Source organism: Polaribacter vadi, assembly GCF_001761365.1.
Classification (GTDB): Bacteria; Bacteroidota; Bacteroidia; order Flavobacteriales; family Flavobacteriaceae; genus Polaribacter; species Polaribacter vadi.
The window spans coordinates 2949232-2968250 of record NZ_CP017477.1 but is presented as its reverse complement, the minus strand read 5'-3'; the positions used below and the strand labels follow the sequence as shown (position 1 = coordinate 2968250).

The 19019-nt window shown below is 29.0% G+C and carries 13 protein-coding genes; 10 read left to right on the top strand and 3 right to left on the bottom strand.

What is annotated here, in order from left to right:
- Positions 1-56: 56 nt before the first annotated feature.
- The 9 genes from LPB03_RS12850 to arfB all read left to right on the top strand — a co-directional run bounded on the left by LPB03_RS12850 (position 57) and on the right by arfB (position 12429).
- Positions 57-821 (top strand): TatD family hydrolase, encoded by a 765-nt coding sequence (locus LPB03_RS12850; RefSeq protein ID WP_065319992.1) that lies wholly within the window; start codon positions 57-59, stop codon positions 819-821.
- Between the two features lie 53 nt (positions 822-874).
- Positions 875-1363, top strand: a complete 489-nt coding sequence (locus LPB03_RS12845; RefSeq protein WP_065320150.1) for a methylated-DNA--[protein]-cysteine S-methyltransferase — start codon at positions 875-877, stop codon at positions 1361-1363.
- Between the two features lie 58 nt (positions 1364-1421).
- A complete protein-coding gene (locus tag LPB03_RS12840) occupies positions 1422-4799 on the top strand; it encodes a DUF8818 domain-containing protein (RefSeq protein WP_065319991.1) in 3378 nt (1125 codons plus the stop codon).
- Between the two features lie 62 nt (positions 4800-4861).
- A complete protein-coding gene (locus tag LPB03_RS12835) occupies positions 4862-5251 on the top strand; it encodes a hypothetical protein (RefSeq protein ID WP_065319990.1) in 390 nt (129 codons plus the stop codon).
- 68 nt (positions 5252-5319) lie between these two features.
- Positions 5320-9639, top strand: a complete 4320-nt coding sequence (locus LPB03_RS12830) for a CusA/CzcA family heavy metal efflux RND transporter (RefSeq protein WP_065319989.1) — start codon at positions 5320-5322, stop codon at positions 9637-9639.
- A gap of 2 nt (positions 9640-9641) precedes the next feature.
- Positions 9642-10757, top strand: coding sequence for an efflux RND transporter periplasmic adaptor subunit (locus LPB03_RS12825; RefSeq protein ID WP_065319988.1), 1116 nt, complete (start codon positions 9642-9644; stop codon positions 10755-10757).
- 151 nt (positions 10758-10908) lie between these two features.
- Complete coding sequence (locus LPB03_RS12820) at positions 10909-11427, top strand: DUF3575 domain-containing protein (RefSeq protein ID WP_065319987.1); 519 nt, start codon at positions 10909-10911, stop codon at positions 11425-11427.
- Between the two features lie 43 nt (positions 11428-11470).
- Positions 11471-11968 (top strand): DUF3575 domain-containing protein, encoded by a 498-nt coding sequence (locus LPB03_RS12815; RefSeq protein WP_065319986.1) that lies wholly within the window; start codon positions 11471-11473, stop codon positions 11966-11968.
- A gap of 56 nt (positions 11969-12024) precedes the next feature.
- Positions 12025-12429 carry an alternative ribosome rescue aminoacyl-tRNA hydrolase ArfB gene (gene arfB / locus LPB03_RS12810; protein WP_065319985.1) on the top strand — a complete coding sequence of 135 codons (405 nt, stop codon included), beginning with the start codon at positions 12025-12027 and terminating at the stop codon, positions 12427-12429.
- Positions 12430-12496: 67 nt separating this feature from the next.
- Here arfB and LPB03_RS12805 read toward each other — a convergent pair whose 3' ends face one another.
- The gene (locus tag LPB03_RS12805; protein ID WP_065319984.1) at positions 12497-13696 is read right to left on the bottom strand and encodes a BamA/TamA family outer membrane protein; all 1200 of its coding nucleotides are present in this window, start codon (positions 13694-13696) and stop codon (positions 12497-12499) included.
- A gap of 476 nt (positions 13697-14172) precedes the next feature.
- Here LPB03_RS12805 and LPB03_RS12800 point away from each other — a divergent pair, with 476 nt between their 5' ends.
- Positions 14173-16515 carry a TonB-dependent receptor gene (locus tag LPB03_RS12800; RefSeq protein WP_065319983.1) on the top strand — a complete coding sequence of 781 codons (2343 nt, stop codon included), beginning with the start codon at positions 14173-14175 and terminating at the stop codon, positions 16513-16515.
- Between the two features lie 64 nt (positions 16516-16579).
- On the opposite strand, the gene LPB03_RS12795 is transcribed toward LPB03_RS12800, so the two are convergent.
- Both LPB03_RS12795 and LPB03_RS12790 read right to left on the bottom strand, forming a co-directional pair.
- The gene (locus LPB03_RS12795; protein ID WP_065319982.1) at positions 16580-17044 is read right to left on the bottom strand and encodes a hypothetical protein; all 465 of its coding nucleotides are present in this window, start codon (positions 17042-17044) and stop codon (positions 16580-16582) included.
- Between the two features lie 149 nt (positions 17045-17193).
- The gene (locus tag LPB03_RS12790) at positions 17194-18999 is read right to left on the bottom strand and encodes a lysophospholipid acyltransferase family protein (protein WP_065319981.1); all 1806 of its coding nucleotides are present in this window, start codon (positions 18997-18999) and stop codon (positions 17194-17196) included.
- Positions 19000-19019: the final 20 nt, after the last annotated feature.

The window sequence follows — 19019 nt, the reverse complement described above, 5'->3', positions numbered from 1 at the left end:
AAACCTAATTTTATAAAGTATTTAGTAGTTTTGCAACTAGAAAATAATTCTACTTAATGATTACAGATACACACACTCATTTATATTCAGATCAATTTAATGATGATAGAAATGCCATGATTCAACGTGCAAAAGATGCTGGGGTTTCTCGTTTTTTTATTCCTGCAATCGATTCTACCTACACAAAAAGTATGCTTTCTTTGGAAAAAGAAAATCCTAATGATGTGTTTTTAATGATGGGTTTGCATCCAACATCTGTTAAAGAAAATTATTTAGAAGAATTGGCACATGTAAAAGAATGGATTGACAAAAGAGATTTCTATGCAATTGGCGAAATTGGTATCGATTTATATTGGGATAAGAGTTATTTACCTCAACAACAAGAAGCTTTTAGAACACAAATAAAATGGGCAAAAGAAAAAAAACTACCAATTGTAATTCATTGTAGAGATGCATTTGATGAGATTTTTGAAATCTTAGAAACTGAAAAAAGTGACGATTTAAGAGGGATTTTTCATTGTTTTACTGGAACTTTAACGCAAGCAAAACAAGCCATTTCTTACAACATGAAATTAGGAATTGGGGGAGTTGCTACTTTTAAAAATGGCAAAATCGATCAGTTTTTAAATGAAATTGATATTAAACACATCGTTTTAGAAACAGATTCACCTTATTTAGCGCCAACACCTTTTAGAGGAAAAAGAAACGAATCTTCCTATATTACTAAAGTAATTGATAAATTAGTAGACATTTATAAGCTGTCTTTTGATGAAATTGCAGAAATTACAACTCAAAATTCTAAAGATATTTTTGGAATTTAATTTTATACTTTTCAAAAGAACTTCAATTCAAAATTCGTGAATTCGTGGCAGAAATTGTACAAACCACATATCAACAAACACCTATAGGAATCGCAAAAATTGTTGGCGATTTTAACGGAATTCAATCTGTATCTGTTTTAGATGATGGTACCATTTCTGAAGAAGCATTCAATGCATCAGTTCCTGAATGTTTGCAAGAATGTGTTGTCCAATTAGATGAATATTTTAAAGGTAAAAGAGAAAGTTTTAATTTAACAGTAAATCCAAAAGGAACTAAATTTCAACTAAAAGTTTGGAAATCTTTACTAAAAATTAAATACGGAAAAACAACCAATTATTTAGCACAAAGCAAATCTTTGGGCGATGTAAAAGCCATAAGAGCTGTAGCAACTGCCAATGGTAAAAACCCACTTTGGATTGTAATTCCTTGCCATAGAGTAATTGGTTCTGATGGTTCTTTGACAGGTTATGCAGGTGGCATTTGGCGCAAACAATGGTTGCTAAATCATGAAAATCCTGTAAAACAACAATCTCTTTTTTAAATTTTGCGCTGCTAAAACATAAAAAACATATTTTTACGTTCAGTACATATTGTCTTATATGTTTAAAAAATATCTTTTTTTCGGTTTGCTTTTTGTTGGATATGCTATCCAATCGCAAACAATATCTACAGATTTTAGAAAAAGAAATATTGACATAAAAAAAGATACCATTCAAATTGACTCTGTTGCTATCAATCCTCAGAAATTTAAAATTTTAGATAGCCTGAAAAACAATATTCCTGCTTTAGAGTATCAAATAGATTTTAGCAACGCTGTTTTAATTATCAACTCAAAAAAATATTCAAAAATTACTGTTGAGTATTTTAGAATTCCATATTTTATCACCAAAATTTATAGTCCTTTTGATGAAAAATTAATTTTACAAAGCAATACAAACCAAGGACAATTATACAGTTTAACTACCAATAAAAAAGCAGCCGACCTTAAACTTTTTGACGGTTTGCAAACCAGAGGTTTTATCTCTAGAGGAATTACTTCTGGAAATAACCAAAATGCGGTTACAAATTCTGCTTTAGATTTAGAAATTTCTGGAAAACTCTCACAAAACGTAACCTTAAGAGCGAATATTTTTGATACTAATATTCCTATTCAAGAAAATGGAGTTTCTCAAAACTTATCTAATTTTGATCGAATTTTTATTGAAATGTTCACAGATAATTGGCGCGTAAAAGCAGGAGATTTATCGCTTAAAAACACAGAAACTTACTTTTTACCTTTTCAAAAACAGGTTTCTGGTTTAGAGGTTGAAGCCAATATTAACGATAACCTAAAAGTTGCAGCTTCAGGTGCAATTGTAAGAGGTAAATTCAATAATTTTAAATTTGTGGGTGTAGAAGGCAACCAAGGTCCTTACAAACTTTTTGGCGCAAATAACGAAGCTGTTATTTTAATTATTGAAGGCAGTGAAAATGTGTTTGTAAATGGCATCAAAATTAAAGCTGGTGAAAACGAAGATTATACTATTGATTATAATTTGGGTGAAATCAGATTCAACACTACATATCCTATCACAAACGATATGAGAATAACTGTGGAATTCCAATATGCAGAAAGGAATTACACACGTTTTGTTACTTATAATAAAACTGAATATGAGAATGACAATTTTAATATTGCTGGTTATTTTTATTCAGAAAATGATGCGAAAAACCAACCTTTACAACAAAGTTTATCTACAGAACAGCAACAAATTTTAGCAAATGCTGGTAATAATGTTGATGCTATGGTTTTTGAAAGTGCGTTTTTAGATACGTTTAATGAAAACAAAATTTTGTACAAAAAAGTTATTGCAGGTAATGAAGATTTTTTTGAATATTCCACGAATCCAAATGATGAATTATTTACAGTAACTTTTACAAATACGGGTACAAATAATGGCGATTATAACCTAAAAGAAACCACTGCTATTGGAACTATTTTTGAGTATGTAGGCCAAAATCTAGGAGAATACAACCCAATTGTGCGTTTAATTGCACCTACAAAATCTCAGTTTTTTGTCGTAAAATCAGGATATAATCCTTCTGAAAAAACCATTGTAAATACAGAAGTTGCTATTAGTAATATCGATAATAATTTATTTTCTGATATTGATAATGATCAGAATAAAGCACTTGCTGTAAAAATTGGTTTAGAGCAGATTTTAATTGATAAAAAATGGCAATTATCAACAAACATTAACCATGAATATGCTCACAAAAACTTTAGAAGTTTACAACGTTGGGAATCTGTAGAATTTAATAGAGATTGGAATATTTTAACCAACAATGCAACTAAAAATTATTTTCAGTCTGCATTAAACTTAACGAATAAAAAAGGTGATTTTGTAACTTATCAATTTAATAATTTAACGTACGACAATAGTTTTAAAGGAACAAAACACGAACTAAAATCAAAAATAAATGCCAATAAAACTTCTTTTTTCTTGGATGGAAGCTTTTTATCAAACACATCTAATTTAGAAGATAATTCATTTTTTAGAGCGAGAGCTAAAGCCGAACATTCTTTGAAAAAATCTTGGTTTGGAGGAATTTTAAATTTTGAAACAAATTTAAGAGAAAATATAAATACCAATGAATTTATAAATACAAGTCATCGTTTTAAGGATTACGAAGCGTATTTTGGAATTGGAGACTCTACTGCTGTTTTTGCGAAAATTGGTTTTAATTATAGAAATAACGATAGTATAAAACAAAACCAATTTACAGAAATCAACAACCGAAAAACATTTTATATCAACAGTAAACTGATCAAAAATAAAAATACGAATTTGAGTGTTTTTGCAAATTACAGAATCACAAAAAATAATTTTACAGAGGATGAAAAAGCATTAAACTCAAAAGTAGTTTTCAATCAGAAATTGTTTGATAGTTTTATCAATTTAGGAACCGTTTACGAAACTTCTTCTGGAAATGTTGCTAGGCAAGATTTTGTGTACGTGCAAACAGAACCTGGTTTGGGTTTTTATACTTGGATTGATTATAATAACGATGGCATAAAAGACTTTAACGAGTTTGAAATTGCACTTTTTCAAGATCAAGCAAATTATTTACGTTTACCAAGACCAAACTTACGTTTTATTGCTACTCAACGTGCAAAATGGAGCCAATCCATTACTATAAATCCTAGAAAATGGAGTAATAAAAAAGGATTTAAAAAGTTGATTTCTCAATTTTACAATCAGAGTTTTTTATCTGTAGAAAACGAACAAGAAAGAACCGCAAATTCATTTCAATTAAATCCTTTTGACTTTAATGAAAACTCATTAATTGCCCTAAATCTAAACATCAGAAACAGTTTATACTATAACAAAGATTTACAAAAAAACAGTGTGACTTTTACGTATGGAAATTCGCAACTTAAACAACAATATTTTATTGGTAATCAAGAAAATACCATCAAATTACATCAATTAGAATATGCAAACAAATTTGCTAATTTTTGGTTGATAGATGTATTAGCAAAAACATCAAAAAACAGTTTAGAAACAGAAAATTTTATCAATAGAAATTTCGAAATTGATGCGAATGAAATCAACCCTAAAATAAGTTTTTTATATAATGAAAATAATCGCTTTTCGGCTTTTTATCACTTTAAAAAGAAGGAAAATAGATTGGAAGATTTTGAGGTTTTGAATCAGCAAAAATTTGGAGTTGAATATTTTTACATCAGCAAAAATAAGAATCAAATTTCGGCAAATGTAAATGTATTTTTAAACGATTTTACAGGCGATACAAACACGCCAGTTGCTTACCAAATGTTAGAGGGTTTGCAGGCAGGAAAAAATTATACTTGGAATGTACTTTTTAACCGAAAATTGAATTCGTTTTTAAATTTAAACTTGAGTTATTTAGGAAGAAAAAGTGAAAACTCAAGAGCAATTCATACAGGAAGTGTGCAGTTAAGAGCTAATTTTTAACAGTTATAAATTAAAATTTGCAACAAATAAATCAAAAAAAAAGACTTACTTTGTAATCTATAATGATGAAAATAGTTGCCATTTTAATATCTAACCTGATTCTTATACAGAGTTTAAACATTAATTTAGAGTCTTTTGCTAAATTAAATGTGTTGTTAGAGCATGCGCAATTTCATCAGGAAAAATATGGAGATAGTTTGTTTGAATTTCTTTATGAACATTATGGAGATAAAGATTTGTTAGCAGCAAATAACCATGATGAGCATGAAGATTTGCCTTTTAAAGAATGCACTCATAATTTCAATCATTCGATTTCTGTTTTTGATTTTAAAGTTGAAGTTTTTGAGCTAAAAAACAATATTGTTTTAAACTTAAAACCAACTTATTTTTACAAAGATTCTTATTCTTTTTACGAGAAATCAGCAATTTTTCAGCCACCCAAATATTCATAATTTTTTATTAGATAGCTATTCTTGTTTTATAAACAAGAACTTTATTATTTATAAAATTTTCATGAATTATGTTAGAAAACATTATAAAATTCAGCTTAAAAAATAAGCTGCTTATTTTTCTATTTACAGCGTTTTTAATTGGTTTTGGTGTGTATTCAATTACGCATATTTCTGTTGGTGCTGTACCAGATATTACAAACAATCAAGTACAAGTAATTACAACTTCTCGCAATTTATCTACACAAGATGTAGAACAATTTATAACGTATCCTGTTGAGTTAGAAATGGCAAATTTACCAGGAGTTACCGAAATTAGATCGGTTTCTAAATTTGGTTTATCTGTGGTTACCATTGTTTTTGATGATGAATTAGGAACTTATTTACCAAGACAATTAATTGCCGAAAAAATTAAATCTGCTTCAGAGAAAATTCCTGAAGGTTTTGGTACACCAGAAATGGGACCAATCACAACAGGTTTAGGAGAAATTTATCAATATATATTAGATGTAAAACCTGATTTTAAAGACCAATATTCGGTTACTGAACTAAGAACCATACAAGATTGGATTGTAAAAAGACAGCTCTCTGGTATTCCTGGAGTTGTAGAAGTAAATACTTGGGGCGGATTTTTAAAGCAATATGAAGTTGCTATAAACCCAAGCAAATTGAATGCGATGAATATTTCTGTCTCCAAAATTTATGAGGCTTTAGAAAAAAATAATAGCATTGCTGGTGGTGGATATATAGAAAAAACGAATCAAGCTTTTTTTATTAGAGGAGAAGGGTTAATAAATAGTTTGGAAGATATTGGAAACATAATCGTTCAAAATAATGGCACACCAATTTATATTAAAGATATTGCAAAATTTGGTTTTGGGAGTGCAACTCGTTTTGGGGCAATTACAGGAAATGGCGAAGGCGAAAAAGTACTTGGGCAAATTATGATGTTGAAAGATGGCGATTCTAAAAGCATTATAAATGCTGTAAAAGAAAGAGTTGCTTCCATTCAAAAAACGTTGCCTGAAGGTGTTTTTATCAATGGTTTTTTAGAAAGAAGTGAGTTGATTGATAAAACAACCTACACTATTTCAGAAAATTTAATTATAGGATCTCTTATTGTAATTTTTATCGTGGTTTTATTGTTGGGTAATATTCGATCTGGTTTGGTGGTTGCTTCTGTTATTCCTTTAAGTTTATTATTTGCTATTTCTTTGATGAGCATTTTTAATATTGATGCTAATTTAATGAGTTTAGGTGCCATCGATTTTGGGATTATTATTGATGGTGCAGTGATTATTGTAGAATATATTACGTTTATGATTATTACTAAAAGTGATGATTTACAACGTTTAGAAAAATCAATAAAACAAGAGCAAATTGATGCAATAACCCTAAAAAGTGCTTCAAAAATGATGAATTCTGCCATTTTTGGGCAATTCATCATCTTAATTATTTTTATACCTATTTTAACTTTAGAAGGTGTTGAAGGTAAAATGTTCAAACCAATGGCACTTACTTTTAGCTTTGCTCTAATTGGTGCAATGTTACTTTGTTTAACATATGTTCCTGTGGTTTCTTCTTTATTTTTGAAGCCAAAAAAGCCGAGTAAAAACAACATTTCAATAAAAATAATGAATTTTTTGAATCGTTTTTACGCGCCAATTATTAATTGGTCTTTACATCATAAAAAAATAGTAATTGGTTTTGCAGGTTTACTTTTAATCTCAAGTATTTGGATTTTTAGTAAAATGGGAGGCGAATTTGTACCTACATTAGATGAAGGTGATTTTGTAATTCAGCCTGTTTTAAAAACGGGAACATCATTAGGGAAAACCATAGAAATTACAACAAAAATTGAACAAATTTTGCTGGATAATTTCCCTGAAGTAGACCAAGTTGTTACTAGAATTGGTGCAGCAGAAGTTCCTACAGATCCAATGTCTATGGAAGAAAGTGATGTTATCATAAAACTGAAACCTAAAAAAGAATGGACATCCGCAGAAAGTAAAGACGAATTAGCAGATAAATTCAAAGAAGCTTTGGCAATAATTCCTGAAATGGAAGTTGAATTTACGCAACCAATTGAAATGCGTTTTAATGAATTAATTACTGGAGTTAGAGCAGATATTGCCATTAAAATATTTGGAGAAAATTTAGCTGTTTTAGCAAAAAAAGCAGATCAGCTAAAAGATTTAATTCAGAATGTGCAAGGTGCTTCAGACATTGTCGTTGAAAAAGTAGAAGGTTTGCCACAAATGAGCATCATTTATAACAGAAATAAAATTGCTCGTTATAATTTAAATATTGCTGATGTAAATGAGTTGATTTCAATGGGATTTGCTGGCAAAATTATTGGCAGTATTTTTGAAGGTGAAAAACGTTTTGATTTGGCAATTCGTTTAGATGAAAGTAGTAGAAAAGATATTTCTAGCTTGCAAAATTTATTTGTAGATACACCAAATGGAACTAAAATTCCTTTAAGTGAATTAGCTGAAATCAAGTATACAACTGGACCTGCACAAATTTCTAGAGATGACACAAAACGTAGAATAGTTGTAGGAATTAATGTAAGGAATAGAGATTTACAATCGGTTGTAAATGAAATTAAAACAATTGTTGATGCAAATTTAAAACTTCCTGTGGGTTATACTATTACTTATGGAGGTCAATTTCAAAACTTGCAAAGTGCTAAAACTCGTTTATTAATTGTAGTGCCAATTGCATTAGCATTGATATTTTTATTACTCTATTTTGCTTTTGGCTCTGTAAAAGAAGCATTATTAGTTTATGTTGTAATTCCACTTTCTGCAGTTGGTGGTGTTTATTTATTATGGCTTAGAGATTTACCTTTTAGTATTTCTGCAGGCGTTGGTTTTATTGCACTTTTTGGAATTGCAGTTTTAAACGGAATTGTTTTAATTGAGCATTTTAAAGAACTCAAAAAAGAAGGTTTTTATAACATTGAAGAACGCATAAAAAAAGGAACAAAAGAGCGTTTACGACCCGTAATTTTAACAGCAACTGCAGCAGCATTAGGTTTTTTACCTATGGCAATTTCCACAAATGCTGGTGCAGAAGTTCAACGTCCTTTAGCCACAGTTGTAATTGGTGGTTTAATAACAGCAACACTTTTAACGTTAATAGTTTTGCCAGTTTTATACGCTTGGTTTGAAGAAAAAAAGAATATTAAAATGAATAAAACAGCATTATTAACGATTATTGGTTTTCTGTTTGTATTGCAAAATAATGCACAAACTAAACTAAATTTAGAGCAAACTTTGGCGTTAGCTATTGAAAATAACACCAATTTAAAAGCGTCTAATTTAAAGATTGATAAAAGCAATGCCCTAATTAAAAATGCTTTTACTTTTGATAAAACAAGTATTTATTATAGTTATGATGAAAGTAATTTAGCCTTAAACAATGTTCCTTTAAAAGTTTTTGGAATTGCACAAGATTTTAAATTCCCAACTGTTTATTTTGCTGATAAAAAGGTGCATCAAACAAAATTAACTTTAGAGGAAAGCGCTTACAATATTAAATATCAACAAATTAAAAAAGAAGTTTCAAGTAGCTTTTATCAATTAGCATACACCAAAAACAAGGCTAAAACTTATGCTTTTTTAGATAGTTTGTATCAAGATTTTGCAAAAAAAGCAACACGTAGATTTGAGTTGGGTGAAACTAATTATTTGGAAATGATTACAGCAAAATCAAAACAAAAACAATTAGAAACTTTATACAAACAAGCTTTACAAGAAGTTATTTTATCCGAAGAAAAATTAAAAGCTGTTGTGCAGGTAGAGTTTTTGGAAATTGTTGATGAAAATTTATCGGTTTTAGAAGTACAAACAATTTCAACGAATGAAAATGTGGGTTTACAATATTTTGAAAATGCTAAAAATTATGAAGAAGCACTTTATAAATTAGAAAAACAAAATTTGTTACCAGATATTAGTTTGGAGTATTTTAAAGGAACTAATGATTTGTTAAACAACAATTTAACTGGCTATCAAATTGGATTAAAAATTCCGTTATTATTTTCTGGATATTCCTCCAAAATAAAAGCTTCAAAAATCTCTAAAAACATTGTGGAAGCAGAGGAACAAAATTATAAACTGGTTTTAGAAGCACAATATAAATCGCTTTTGGCAACTTTAAATCAATATAAAGAAAGCATTCATTATTATCATAATGAAGGAGAAAACCTAAAAAATGAAATTCTAAAAACTGCCAATAGAACTTTTAAAGAAGGCGAAATTGATTTTTTTCAATACCTACAAAGTATAGAAACTGCCAAAGAAATAGAACTTTCTTATTTGGAAAATTTAAACACATACAATCAAACTATTATCAACATTAACTACCTAACTTTAAATCCTTTTTAAAGATGAAAAATATAACAACATTCATAATAACACTTTTATTTATTGCTTGCGGAAATCAAGAAAATAAATCAGAAAGTGTTAAAGAAACAGAAACAAACAGCAACATAATTACCATTAGCAAACAGCAATTTGAAAGCGAGAAAATGGCTTTTGGTGAGCTTACAGAACATCAATTTTATAATACTGTAAAAACCACTGGAATTATAGATGTTCCACCAGAAAACAAAGCAAGCGTTAGTACTTTTATGGGTGGTTATGTAACTAAAATTCCACTTTTAATTGGTGATAAAGTAAAAAAAGGACAATTGGTTGCAAGTTTACAAAATCCAGAATTTATAGAAATTCAACAGAATTATTTGGAAATCTCAGCGCAATTAAGCTATTTAAAAAATGAGTTTGAAAGACAAAAAACGCTGTATAATGAACAAATAACTTCCGAAAAAAATTATTTAAAAGCCGAAAGTACTTACAAAAGTAATTTAGCAACATTTAATGGTTTGCGTAAAAAACTACAAATGATGAACTTGAATCCTGCAAATATTGAAAAGGGAGAGATTTCATCGACCATAAACTTATACGCGCCAATAGATGGATTTGTAACCAAAGTTGATGTAAGCAATGGTTCTTATATTTCTTCTGCAAATGAAGTGTTAGAAATTATAAATACAGATCACATTCATTTGGAACTGAATGTTTTTGAAAAAGATATTTTGAAAATTAAGAAAGATCAGAAAATACAATTTAGAATTCCTGAAGCATCTACAGAAACGTTTGAAGCCGAAGTTTATTTAGTAGGTACTTTTGTAAATACAGACAGAACTATAAAAGTACATGGACATATAAATCATGATGAAAATACCAATTTTATAACAGGCATGTTTATAGAAGCTGCTATAATTTATGGCGAAAACAAAGAAATTTCACTCCCAAAAAGCGCCATTTTAAATAATGAAAATAATGCTTTTGTATTTGTTTTAAAGAATGAAAATAAGGATGCTTATATTTTTGAAAAGATAAAAATCACAACTCAATTAGAAGATGAAAACTTTATTCAGATTGAAAATCATCAATCTTTAAAAGACAAAAAAATCCTTATAGAGGGGCTTTCTATGTTTTAAAAAGTGATTATTAAATCGCTAATTTAAGCAACCTTTTCTATTTTTTATCATCTATAAAATGTACTATTGTAATCTCATTAAAGAAAAGCCTAAAATTTAGTGGTATATTTTTTGATGAGTTTGTTAACTTAACAATTTTAAAAAATCAACAATGAAAAAAATTACTCTACTTATTTTATTATTTGTAACATCAGTATCAATTGCACAAGAAAAAGAAGAAGAATTTCCACAAGATATTGGAAAAAAACATGAAATTAAAATAAATGCTTTAACCTTATTAGCTGCTAAATGGTTAGATGTATCTTATGAAAAATTGATTAATGAAGAATCTTCTTTCGGTGTTTCAGCAACAATAAATACAGATAAAGATATAGCCGATTTAAACTATGCAATTACACCTTTTTACAGACGCTATTTTTCTGGAAAATTTGCCAGAGGTTTTTTTGTGGAAGGTTTTGGAATGTTATTTTCAGCAGAAGATAATGGTTTATTTAATTCTACTTACGAAGATGTAACTGGTCTCGCACTTGGAATTTCTGTTGGTGGTAAATTCGTCTCTAAACAAGGATTTTCAACTGAATTACTATTGGGTATTGGTAGGAATTTTTTAGAAAGTGAAAACAATGAAGCTGTTGGTAGAGTTGCTATTTCTGTCGGCTACAGATTTTAAACTAATAATTAAAAAATTAGTATTTTTGATTAAAAATAAATTTATGAAAAAAATAATTTTCCTTATTACGCTTTTTATAAGCGCTGTTACATTTTCTCAAAAAGAAATAAAATTAGATATTGCTGATGCTCTTGCTATTCGAAGTTTAGAGTTTTCTTACGAAAATTATATAAATACTGAATCTTCTTTTGGAGTTTCTGCCCTTTTTAATTTAGCAAAACAAGAGGTAGATTTTAGGTATAATGAGAATGTAATGATTACACCTTATTATCGCCATTATTTTACAACAGATTATGCTTGGAACTTTTTTGGAGAAGGTTTTTTTGGTATAAATTCTGGTAAAAAAGAAGCCATAAAAGATTCTGGTATTTACGATGTAAAATATACAGATGCTGCTCTAGGAGTTGCTGCTGGTTTAAAGTACGTTGCAAATGGTGGTTTAACAATTGATGCATATGCTGGAGTTGGAAGAAATTTATTTGGTTCTAATTCGCCTACTTTAGTTCCAAGAGTTGGCGTAAATGTTGGTTGGAGATTTTAATAATATCTTGATTTTCTTGAAGTATTATTATAAAATACAGTCAAACAACAATACACATGAACGTAGAAAACATTCTTAAAGAACTAAACTTTAAAGCCATTAGAAGTTCTGGTGCTGGAGGACAACATGTAAATAAAACATCGTCTAAAATAGAATTAACGTTCGATTTAGAAAACTCAAATTCTTTGTCTGAGGATGAAAAAACACTGCTAAAAACCAAACTTTCATCAAAATTAACCAATGAAAATGTGTTGATTTTGTTTTGTGAAGAAACACGCTCTCAACATCGGAATAAAGATTTGGCAATTAAACGTTTTTTAGGGTTGATAGAAGCGAATTTAATTCGACCTAAAAGAAGAAAGAAAACAAAACCGAGTAAAGGTGCAATTAAAAAACGCCTTGAAACAAAACAACGAACTTCGGTTAAAAAAGCTTTACGTAAAAGACCAAAAATAGAATAAAAAAAAACGAGTAATTCAATTTAAAAGTTGATTACTCGTTTTTGTATTTTCAGTATTTTTAAAACTTCTAGAAAGCTTCTGCAATATTTACGTAAAAGTTTCCATCAGATTCGTTTCCTGCTCCATAATCGAATCTAACATTTAATTTTTCCTTTTTATCTAGCATAAAACGTAAACCTACTCCATAATTTAGTTTTAAATCATTTAAACTTAAATCTGTAGATTTACTAAAAACATCTCCTGCACCAACAAATGCAACAAACCCAAATCTGCTATCTTTAAATGTTTTTCTATATTCTACTTGCGCTGCTAACAAATTTTCTTCAATATATCTTCCTTCAATATAACCACGCATAATTTGTTCATTACCAAAAAGTGCTAATTCAGCTAAAGGCACATCTCCATTCGCAAAATGACCAACTGCTTGAAATGCTAAAACATCATTATTTTTTTGTGAAATTTTCATATAATGACGTAAATCAAACCTTGTTAAATCAAAATCGTGTGTGCCACCTAAAGAAGTGTTATAAAAACCTCTAGTAAACTCAAAATACCAACCTTTTGAAGCATTTAAAATATTGTCTCTACTATCATATAAAAGCGCTAACTCAACTCCAGTAGATGTTGAGCCATCAAAACCTGATGGCATATTCGTATCCAACAAACCATCTTCTTCAACTGTAGTATCATAAATAGTATTGTACCTAAAACCTCCTCCTAAAAACAAATAACGTGTAAAGGCTTGTTTTAAGATTATTGGCTCTATTAAAAATTGATACGTATCGTAAATTTCTTCATTTGTATCTGGTGAATTTTGACCTATTCCATAGTACAGCCTCGGATAATTTTGAAAAATAATATTTCCAGAAATTACCCATTTTTCTTGATTTGTAAAAATCTCAAATCCTGAATAAATAAAAAACTGATTATTTAACGTATACAGCATAGAAACTGGCATGTTAGATGTTCTTGTTTCATCTCCACTTCCTTTAAATTTAAACAAGTATTTTGCTCCAATTCCAAAACCAAAATCTGTTTCTGGCGAATAACTAACAATAGGTGCTGTTATAATTTTTGATAAATATAAACTTGAATCCTTTTCAACCTTTTTTTTATTTGGATAAAAAGTAAACGTCTCTACAAAATTGTCTATACCATTTCCTTTTTTCTCTTCTTTTTCTTGAGAATTAATTGAAAATACAAATAGAAATGTAAAAATTGCGAATATTAAATTCTGGTTTTTATTTTTTGGCTGATAATTTTTCATGTTATGAATTATAATTTTTACAAATTTATTGCGTGTTTTTTTTTAAAATGAACTCATATAAAATTTTACTTAATTGATATGATTACGAAAATTATTATATTCAAAAAAAAATCACTTTTCTATTTGCCAAGAAAAAAATCTGACTTAGTTTTGCATCGTTCTCATAAAGGGGTGCTTTTTTTAGTATTCAGTTTTCAGTGGCAGTTCATCGTAAAAACTTTGAATTAAAAACTTTAAATATTGAAATTAAAAACGGCTGAGATCATACCCAATGAACCTAGAACAGGTAATGCTGTTTAGGGAAATTCGAACTTGACAAAGTTTATAGTTGTCAGTTTGAGTGCTATCGATTGTTAAATATTTTCGCATGCACTCAAAATAGCTGAAAACAATAAATTTAAAAGTTCAAAACATTAATTATTCAATAATAATCACAAGAATAATTACCTCTTTTTATTCGTTTTAATTTTTTTAAAATGAAAAAAATATCCATTTTTTTATTCTTGTTTGTAAGTACACTTGCAAACGCCCAATCGTTTAAACTTTCAGGAAAAGTTGTCGATAAAAACAAAGAACCTTTAACAGGAGCATCTATCTTGGTTAAAGAAATTAACAAAGGAACATCAGCAGATTTTGATGGTAATTTTAGTTTTACACTAATAAAAGGAACGTACACTTTAGAAGTTTCTTTTTTAGGTTACAAAACAATTTCAGAGAAAATTACACTTTCTAAAAATGAAGAATATGTGGTTCAGTTAAATGCTGATGAAACTGTTTTAGACGAAGTTTTGGTAGCTGCAGTTCGTGCAAATACAGATATTCCTGTAACATTTTCTAACTTATCAAAAAAAGAAATTGCCAAACGAAATTTAGGACAAGACATTCCTATTTTGTTAAACTACTTACCTTCTGTGGTTTCTTCTACTGATGGAGGTGCAGGAGTTGGGTACACTTACATGAGCGTTCGTGGTTCTAACAGCGAGCGAATTAATGTAACTGTAAACGGAATTCCTTATAATGATGCAGAAAGTCATGGTTCATTTTGGGTGAATTTAGGCGATTTTGCATCCTCTACAGAAAATTTGCAATTACAAAGAGGTGTTGGAACTTCAACTAACGGTTCAGGAGCTTTTGGTGCAAGTTTAAATATTTTAACAGATGCAATTTCAGACGAAGCTTATGGGGAAATTTCCAATTCTTTTGGTTCTTTTAATACCAGAAAACATACTGTAAAATTTAGTACAGGAAAGTTGAATAATCACATAGAAATTGCTGGTCGTTTATCTAATATTTCTACAGATGGTTATGTAGATAGAGCTTCTGCAGATTTAAAATCGTACTTTTTACAAGGAAGTTATTCTGATGAAAATACGCTGATTAAAGCCATTACTTTTGGAGGAAAAGAATTAACCTACCAAGCTTGGGAAGGTTTAACAGCAACTCAATTAAAGGAAGATAGAAAACAAAATCCTTATACGTATGATAATGAAGTGGACGATTATAATCAAAACCATTATCAATTACATTGGAATGAAAAATTAAACAACAATTGGTCTACAACTTTAGGATTAAACTACACCAAAGGTTCTGGATTTTTTGAGCAATTTAAAGAAGAAGAAAGCGCAGCAGATTTCAATAATTTAATAGTGGATGATAGTGATGTAATTGTAAGACGTTGGTTAGATAATGATTTTTATGTTTTTAATTTCAACACAAATTACAAAACAGATAAAATCAATTTTATAACTGGAATTTCGTATTCTCATTACACAGGAGATCATTTTGGAGAAGTAATTTGGGGAGAAAATTTAGCGCCAAACGTAAGTATTAGAGATCGTTATTATTTTTCTGATGCTAAAAAGACGGACTTTTCTATGTTTGCAAAAGCAACGTTTAGTATTAATGAAAAACTATCTGCCTATGCAGATTTACAAGGTCGTTTTGTAGGTTATCAAACTAAAGGAATTACCAATGATATTGTTCCTATAGATGTAGATGCAAATTTTAATTTCTTTAACCCAAAGTTTGGTTTTACGTATAACATCAACCAAAATAATAATTTATATACTTCTTTTGCAGTTGCCAATAGAGAACCTAACAGAAACGATTTTGAAAACGGAGTTTCTACACCAGAATCTTTAAATGATTTTGAATTGGGTTGGCGTTTAAACAATGGAAACATCAAACTAAACACCAACGTTTATTATATGGATTATAAAGATCAGTTGGTTTTAACGGGTGCTTTAGATGATGTTGGGCAACCTATAAGAGCAACTTCTGGAAGTAGTTACAGATTAGGTTTAGAGATTGATGCAGATATTAGAATCTCGGATAAATTCTCTATAAAACCAAATGCTGCTTTTAGCAATAATAAAAACAGAGATTTTGTAACTGAAATCGATGGTAATTTACAGAATTTAGGCAATACAGATTTATCTTTTTCACCAGAAGTAATCGCTGGAAATATGTTTATTTACAATCCTTTAGAGAATTTACAATTTACCTTTTTATCAAAATATGTTGGGCAACAATTAATGAGTAATTTAAACAGTGCTGTTTCTGATAATGATGTGTTAGATAGTTTTTTTACAAGCGATATAAATGTGGTGTATCAAATAAAAACTAACAAAATTTTTAAATCGATTACACTAACTGCTTTAGTAAATAATATTTTTAATGCAGAATATGTAGATAGAGGTTACTATTATACGTATGATGACACTTGGTCTAATCCTGGTACAGCAACTACAGTTGATGGTGCTGGTTTTTATCCTCAAGCAACCAGAAATTTCTTAGTAGGAGCAACTTTAAATTTCTAAAAAGAGCATAAAAAAAAGAGCGATTTAATAATTAAATCGCTCTTTTTTATTTTAAAATTCTTGTTTATTTTTTTATGTAATCTTCTACAGTTTCATTTAATTCTTCTCGTAAATCATCAAATTTTTCAACTAACTCTTCAATGTTTTGTTTTACATTTTTAAGTGGCGCATTTTTTTCGTTGATTAATTTTGTGTATTCTTCTTGTAAATCACTAATATCTTCTAAAACTTCTTCTGTTTTTAAAGAAGATGGAACTGTATTTGCCAAATTAGTAATTGCCCCATTCAAACCCTCTAAACTATTAATTGTAATATTATACTCTTTGTCTTTTAAGTTTAGTAAATCTTTATTGATCTCGTTAAATTCACTCCAACCCATTATAGAAATTGCACTTTCATCATTTGAGTTGTAGAAAACTTCTGTCCCATCATTTAATGTTAAATTATATTCTTTTTCTTTTTGGTTACAAGAAACAAGTAAAAATGATGTAATTGTTAAAATCGCTGTAATTTTTTTGATAAGTTTCATGAGTTTATGTAATTATTTGAACATCAAATTTAGAGCTATTCTTAAAAATAGTTTAATGCAATTAAATAGATTTTTTGCTCATTTAAAAAATTAAAAGTGAGGTATTATACTTTTGCAAACAAAATTTAGAGCAGAAATAGAAACTTAAACTATTTATTTTGCACCTCTGCAGCTTTTCTCTCCAATTCTGCCTGAAACTCTTCCATCACTGGTTTTACTGTACTATCAGGAATATCTGAAACTTTAATGTACATCAAGCCATCAATTGCATTGTTAAACTTCGGATCTACATTAAAAGCTACCAAACGTGCATTTTGCTTTACATATTTTTTAATTAAAACAGGAATTCTTAAAGCTCCAGGTTCTATTTCATCAATAATTTTATCGAATTTTTGCATGTCTGCTTTTGTAGCATCAAACACAAAATCTTTATCACCATCTTTTAATTTTACTTTGTATTCTTTCTTCGGATAAATATATTGTGCCACATAAGGATCGTAATAATGAGATTTCATAAACTCAATCATTAACGATTTTGAGAAGTCTGAAAACTGATTGCTAATAGAAACGCCACCCATTAAATATTTGTATTCAGGATAACGCAAAGTAACGTGTACAATTCCTTTCCACAATAAAAATAAAGGCATTGGTTTTTGTTGATATTCGCCAATAATGAAAGCTCTACCCATTTCTATGGTATTTTCCATCATTTGATACAATTCTGGCTCAATCCTAAATAAAGTTTGAATGTAAAAACCGTTAATCCCGTATTTTTTATAAATATCTTTTCCAAGTCCCATTCTGTAAGCACCAGCCAAACAATTTGCTTCTCTGTCCCACAGCAATAAATGATGGTAATATTTATCGAACTTATCTAAATCAATTTCTTTATTGGTTCCTTCCCCAACTTCTCTAAACGTAATTTCACGTAATCTACCAATTTCATGCAACAAATTAGGAATGTCTTTTGCACTTGCAAAAAACACTTCGTAATTTTTACTTTCTAAGAGTCTTGTTTCTTTCTCTCTTAAAATTTCTATTTCTTTTACAAATAAATGAATGCTTCTTTGAGACGTAATTTTTTTAGCAGGTTTTTTAATTTTTATTTTTTCTGTCGATAAAATTTTAGTCTTTTTCTCAAAAGGATTTGCCAACATATAAGTCTTTTTCCTAATAAACTCAGAAAAAGCAGCAAGTTCTTTATACTCATTTTGATCTGCTATAGAAATAGGTTTCCCAATTCTCACTTTAATAACTCTACCTTCTTGAGAAATAACTTCGGATGGTAATTTTGCAGTTCTTAAAGTGTCGGATATTTTTGATAAAAAGTAAAAAAGACGACTATTTTTAGCGTGAAAATAAATCGGAATTACAGGAACATTTGCTTTTTGTATCAATCTAACAGCACTTTCTTCCCAAGGTTTATCAACTTTTAGTTTGCCATCTTTATAGGTAGAAACTTCACCAGCAGGAAAAATCCCCAAAGGTTTTCCTTCTCTTAAATGTAATAAAGCACTTTTAATTCCTGCAACACTAGATTTGGCATCCTTTCTAGTTTCAAAAGGATTTACTGGCATTACAAAGGGCTTTAAAGGCTCGATTCTGTGCAATAAAAAATTGGCAATTATTTTATAATCGGCTCTTTTTTCTATCAATAATTTTAAAAGTAAAACACCATCAATGCCTCCTAAAGGATGATTTGAAATCGTTATAAAAGCACCCTCTTTTGGTATTCTTTTTAAATCTTCTTCTGGAATTTCGAATTTAATATTACAATCATCTAAAACACCATTTAAAAAGTCTAAATCAGTTTTGTGTTTATTGTTTTCGTAGATTTTATTGATGGTAGAAATACGTAATACACGTAATAAAGACCAACCCACAAAAGTTCCTAAAAAACCAAACTTCTCTAAGCCAATTACTTGTGATATTTCTTTTGATGTTACTAATGCCATGTATTCTAATTAGAACGATT

Coding starts and splice junctions, on each gene's coding strand:
- LPB03_RS12850 (WP_065319992.1), top strand. CDS start 57: ATGATTACAGATACACACACTCATTTATATTCAGATCAATTTAATGAT.
- LPB03_RS12840 (WP_065319991.1), top strand. CDS start 1,422: ATGTTTAAAAAATATCTTTTTTTCGGTTTGCTTTTTGTTGGATATGCT.
- LPB03_RS12835 (WP_065319990.1), top strand. CDS start 4,862: ATGATGAAAATAGTTGCCATTTTAATATCTAACCTGATTCTTATACAG.
- LPB03_RS12830 (WP_065319989.1), top strand. CDS start 5,320: ATGTTAGAAAACATTATAAAATTCAGCTTAAAAAATAAGCTGCTTATT.
- LPB03_RS12825 (WP_065319988.1), top strand. CDS start 9,642: ATGAAAAATATAACAACATTCATAATAACACTTTTATTTATTGCTTGC.
- LPB03_RS12820 (WP_065319987.1), top strand. CDS start 10,909: ATGAAAAAAATTACTCTACTTATTTTATTATTTGTAACATCAGTATCA.
- LPB03_RS12815 (WP_065319986.1), top strand. CDS start 11,471: ATGAAAAAAATAATTTTCCTTATTACGCTTTTTATAAGCGCTGTTACA.
- arfB (WP_065319985.1), top strand. CDS start 12,025: ATGAACGTAGAAAACATTCTTAAAGAACTAAACTTTAAAGCCATTAGA.
- LPB03_RS12805 (WP_065319984.1), bottom strand. CDS start 13,696: ATGAAAAATTATCAGCCAAAAAATAAAAACCAGAATTTAATATTCGCA.
- LPB03_RS12800 (WP_065319983.1), top strand. CDS start 14,173: ATGAAAAAAATATCCATTTTTTTATTCTTGTTTGTAAGTACACTTGCA.
- LPB03_RS12795 (WP_065319982.1), bottom strand. CDS start 17,044: ATGAAACTTATCAAAAAAATTACAGCGATTTTAACAATTACATCATTT.
- LPB03_RS12790 (WP_065319981.1), bottom strand. CDS start 18,999: ATGGCATTAGTAACATCAAAAGAAATATCACAAGTAATTGGCTTAGAG.